Origin of the sequence: Halalkalibacter kiskunsagensis (assembly GCF_037027555.1) — a bacterium.
GTDB lineage: Bacteria > Bacillota > Bacilli > Bacillales > Bacillaceae_D > Halalkalibacter > Halalkalibacter kiskunsagensis.
In genome coordinates, this window is record NZ_JAXBLX010000089.1 from 1 (window position 1) to 5,112 (window position 5,112).

General features: G+C 35.6%; 4 protein-coding genes. 2 read left to right on the forward strand and 2 right to left on the reverse strand.

Annotated elements, in window-relative coordinates; genetic code table 11:
* Window positions 1-196 precede the first annotated feature (196 nt).
* On the forward strand, window positions 197-976 hold the full coding sequence (locus SLH51_RS24240; protein WP_335964156.1) for an MBL fold metallo-hydrolase: 780 nt from the start codon (window positions 197-199) through the stop codon (window positions 974-976).
* A 39-nt stretch (window positions 977-1,015) separates the two neighbouring features.
* Window positions 1,016-1,420, forward strand: coding sequence for an ester cyclase (locus tag SLH51_RS24245; RefSeq protein WP_335964157.1), 405 nt, complete (start codon window positions 1,016-1,018; stop codon window positions 1,418-1,420).
* Window positions 1,421-2,082: 662 nt separating this feature from the next.
* Here SLH51_RS24245 and SLH51_RS24250 read toward each other — a convergent pair.
* Window positions 2,083-2,538 carry a hypothetical protein gene (locus SLH51_RS24250; RefSeq protein WP_335964158.1) on the reverse strand — a complete coding sequence of 152 codons (456 nt, stop codon included), beginning with the start codon at window positions 2,536-2,538 and terminating at the stop codon, window positions 2,083-2,085.
* Between the two features lie 844 nt (window positions 2,539-3,382).
* On the reverse strand, window positions 3,383-4,951 hold the full coding sequence (locus SLH51_RS24255; protein ID WP_335964159.1) for a recombinase family protein: 1,569 nt from the start codon (window positions 4,949-4,951) through the stop codon (window positions 3,383-3,385).
* Window positions 4,952-5,112 lie beyond the last annotated feature (161 nt).

A 5,112-nucleotide genomic window follows, 5' to 3' on the forward strand; every position in this document is an offset into this window, starting at 1 on the left:
TTTCTTTGCACAAAATAACTTTATTGAACATTTTGAGTATTTTTAATAGTTAGTCTAATTTAATGCAACACTAGTGTCCTTTCATAAATAAAGTAAAACGATAAAAACACTTTATTTAAGCCATGTATCAGCTCTAGTCCATAGTATAGAATATACATTGTTCCAAGTAATTTTAAAAGAAAAGGAGTTTTAATAGATGAATATACAACTAATTCGAAATGCAACATTAGTCGTTGAATATGCAGGGAAAAAGTTCTTAATCGATCCAATGTTAGCGGAAAAAGGGGCTTTGCCCGCTTTTGGACCTACTGTTGGCCTACCTGAAGCACCAAGACAAGATCAAAACAATCCTTTGGTAAGCTTGCCAACATTCGTTGACAATATTACTCAAGATATTGATGCAGTTATCGTCACTCATCTTCATCCTGACCACTGGGATATGGCAGCCGTAGAAGCATTACCAAAAGACATTAAACTATTTTCCCAGAATGAAGAAGATGCAACTGTAATCCGCAACGCTGGTTTTCAAAATGTGGAAGTTTTAAAAGAGGATACCATTCTTGAAGATATTCAATTGATTAAAACAAAAGGCGAACACGGAAGAGGCGAAATTTTAAAAGCTGCTGGTCACGTATGTGGGGTAGTCTTCAAACACTCATCGGAGAAAACATTATATGTTGCTGGAGATACGGTTTGGTATGATGCAGTTCAGGAAGTAATTAACACACATAATCCTGAAATCATTGTCGTAAATGCAGGAGATAATCAATTCAATATAGGAGGTTCTCTAGTAATGGGTAAAGACGATGTATATGAAGTTTATAAAGCAGCTCCAAATGCAAAAATTATCTCTACCCATATGGAAGCTGTAAATCATTGGACATTATCAAGAGAAGAGTTAAAAAACTTTACTAATGAAAAAGGAATTTCCGATAAGGTATTAGTGCCATCTGATGGTGAATCTTACACATTCTAAATAGTATTTCATACTAGGTTTTTCTTTGGAGGGATAAAGGTGTCAGTTGAAGCAAATAAACAATTAGTACGTCGTTTTTATGAGACGATTGAAAAAGAAGACTATGAAGCACTAAAAGAATTCGCTCATAAAGATTTTGTGTTTTATCCACAAATTGATACACCGTTTTATGGTGCTGAAGGTCTTGCAGAATCAGAAAAGAAAAATTTTGAAGCCTTTCCAGGGTTCAAAATGCCAATCCAAGCAATCATGGGTGAAGACGACCAAGTTGCTGTGTACCTGATCTTTGAAGGTACTCATACAGGAATTCCATTCCGTGGAGTTCCTGCGACAGGTAAAAAGGTTAGATTCTCGCTTATGATGATGTTACGAATTGCTGATGGGAAAATTATTGAGAAAAGATCACATGTTGATGTAAATGATATTCTTCGTCAGCTTAAATAATCAAAAGACCCTACATCAGGGTCTTTTTTTTAATCCATAACAAACTTCTCTATCTTCTCTATACTAACAGTTTTCATTTTGTTTATGAATTAACAGAACCTAATCACGACTAGATATGCTGGCCGTACAATTCACAGGTAAGATGAATGTTCAAAAACTGTCCTGGCTGCTCATTAGTTTAATTTAAATAATTCACAATGTCAGAAATTTTCACACTAAAATCATACCAGAAAATAACAAGTTACGGTTCTAGGTTTCCTAAAATTATTCAAATCGTTGTTGAGTAGTATGTAGTCAAATACGAAGAAGAGACGATCACTTAATAAACGTAATCGTCTCCGTAATTTTTCAACAGTATCGTTGTACTGTGCAGCAGTTGGTTTCTTAGTAGTTTTTTTCAACATAAGCAACCGTTTAATAAATTTCCGAAAAGATACTCCAATAACTAATACCTTTGGTAAGCTAACAAATTTCTTCCTTACTTTTTTAATTTGTTACCAAGCTATGGTGAGTTTCTGATTTGCTAATTCAGACAATGACTTTTTTGTTGAAAAGGAATGATGGATAGATGAGAAAACGGGAAAAGTTGAATTACAGATGTTATGGAGAAAATAGAGCGCCGGTCTATCATATGCCGTAAACAGACCGACCTCTTTGTCTAATCATGGAAGTTCTACTTGAGCGATTTCACAAATAGATAATGCAATATCCACGATGTTCCCACCGCCAATATCCAATTGTCCGTAAGCGATGCCAAGGCCCACTCTTTGAATAGAAACATTTTGGGCAAAGGAACCTTGCCGCGATCTTAGATTAACGTTGGAAGTAATGAGGGTTTTCAACAACTCTCTCATCGGTCGCTCGACACAATGACATTCGCCGGGAAAATCCACCGGAGGCTCAAGCTCGATTTCAGGACCGGGGGGAAACAGCACGGCGGTAACAGCCGAAATGGCAACGACGTTTGTAATGTTCGTGTTCGGATCGGTGACAGTTACTAAAAAGTCATTCACATCGTCAATCGTGACCAGAAACAACAATGGCGGAGTATTTGGTTCATCAGCAACCGTGCCAAGAATGACCTGCTGACCGATCAGCTGACGCAAAACATTCTGCATGGGGTAAGTACAGCAGTCGCAAAGACTGGCTTCAGGTCCTGGTGGCCCTGCTGGACCCGCTGGGCCGATAGCTCCCCGTGGTCCACGGGGGCCAGGTGGACAGATGCATTTTTTTTCTTTGGCGCTGTAGAAAGCGGATAATGTGGACAGCACCCTTTATATGACTTTATCTTATTTGACAAAGACATCATCTCCTTTACTATTTACCACTAGATTATGTCCATAACAAAATATCTGATTGGACTGTACAGAAAAAATAGAGTGAGCTCACATTACCAGCTTTTTCAGATGTAGCTTGCTAACTTACGTTGAATACGGTGGTAAATCATACTGTAGATAACTCCCCATTAGCTTAAGTACATTCTTTCACAAAGTAACAAAAAAAAAGAACTTTACTGCGTAGTAATTGTCTACTACGTAATACAAGAGTTAATCTAACCCGTTTGCAGAAGACTGACCTAATTGAAGATCAATCAAATATTTATAACACTTTTGAGTCTCAAAAATATGATTTAATAACTTTTATCACCAGAAGGATTGCATTGGTAAACAGTCTGTCATTCTTTGGTACTCTTTTCGTCATTTGGAGGTAAAAGCTATATCAAAGGTGGTACATTTCAATGGCTGTAATCAGAGAAATGAGGAAAAATAGCGAATATCTAGTAAATATCTTTAGTACGCACGTTTCTTTTCTTGCATTTAATCCTCCTTTAAATCTTTCAAACTCAATTATATTTTGACAATTAGCTTTTACTCACTCCATGATTTATCAACTAAATTCTCTTTTTCTAAAATACCCGCATATAATAATTCCTCATTTTAAAAAGATTAGAACGATTCTACTCTAAAAGTATTCTATCTTTAATTCAAAAGGATAATTCTTTCTCTCAGGGTTCTGTGTCGACTTCATTAGAAGGTCTTTAGGTATCACCCTAGAATAATGAATCTTTTTAATCATTGTTTTCAATGTCGCGTTTAAGGCTTCGGGATTGTCCTTAATTTCTACTGTTTCGATCTTTTCAAGAGTTCCTTCTATCTGGGTTTGCATATCTTCAACAGACACATGGTTCATTTCAAATAGTAGGTTCTCACGTTGCCTTTCCAGATACGTCAATTCATCAGTTAGTCGCTGCTTCTTTTCTTTTAGCTCATCATGTGTAAATATACCTGATAATGCTAGGTCAATTAATTTGCTATTTTGGCTTTCTAGTTCTTTTTTTTGTTTTTCTAACTGGTTTAAACGATTTTTTTGTTCAGTTTCGACTATTGAACTAGCTTCAGAATTTAATGTTTGTAGATATTCCTCTAATTCCACTTTGTATTTTTGGAGATGCATCATGACATTTTTCTCAACATGATCCAGCTTAATGCCTGCATTACCACATTTTTCACCTTCGTCCGTTAAATACTCACATTTCTTAATCGTATACATTTTTAATTTATTATCTTTTCTAACCGTCATTTTTCTTCCGCACTCTGAACAATAAATCAAGTCTTTTAACATCGTCACTCCTGTTTTAACTGCTGGTTTTTCTCGTGAAAATGTAGATCTTTTCGCACGTTCTTCTCTATCTTTATTTACTTCATTCCACAAGCTTGCTTCAACAATTGGTGGATGAGTGTCTTTACTAATAATCGTCTCCACAGTTTCATATGTAAATTTTCCATTCTTCTTTACCTTTTTCCGGTCATTAAATACTGTCCATCCTTTATAAACAGGATTTTGAATAATTCGTTTAATAGACGGCAAATTAAAATGTTTGCCAGTAGCTGACTTGTAACCTTCCGCATTCAAAATATCTCTGATTTTATAACTTCCTAATCCTTCTGAATGAAGCTTAAAAATATAGCGAATTGTTTTCGCATTTTCTTCATCAATTTCAAGCTTCTTAGTCAAAGAGTTTCTTATATAACCAAAAGGCACGACGCCAGTAATATATAATCCAGCTTTCGCCATTTGAATTTTATTGTATTTCGAACGCTTCCCTATTAACGCATGTTCTTGTGATGCAATAAGTGATCCAAAACGAAAGGTTAGTACATCGTTATCATTATTTGCTAAGTCGTAAAGTTTTTCCGGTGTTATAATAGGCTTATCATAATCTTTACAATACTGCAGCACGGTTTCAGAGATTAATCCATTCCTTGATAACCGTGATAACTCTACGACTAAAATCGCATCAAATTTTTCAATTTCATTCAGCAACTTCTGCAACTGTGGTCTTTGGTCAAGATCAGAAGCCCCTCCAGATAGTACTTCTTCATATGTTTCGTAAGTGTATCCATTGTCTTTTGCAAATTCGGATAAAAGAGCTCTATGATTGCTTAGAGTTTCGAAATTTTCAGATTTCTTCTCTTGTGAAATACGTAGATACTTAGCAACATGATTGATCTTTTTAGAAGAAGTTGACACTCAACCATCAATTCCTTTCTATTTAGTTATGGTAATTATTAGTAATAGATTATCATGGGATTATACACTTACAATAAGAAATATTGCAGGTACACTATATCCAGACGTATGACCGCGCAACCCTTCAATGATTTCCAGTCCCTTAGAAATAGGAGCTCTAA

Excerpts from the sequence above, each read along its gene's own strand:
- SLH51_RS24240 (WP_335964156.1), top strand. The coding sequence starts at position 197 with ATGAATATACAACTAATTCGAAATGCAACATTAGTCGTTGAATATGCA.
- SLH51_RS24250 (WP_335964158.1), bottom strand. The coding sequence starts at position 2,538 with ATGCAGAATGTTTTGCGTCAGCTGATCGGTCAGCAGGTCATTCTTGGC.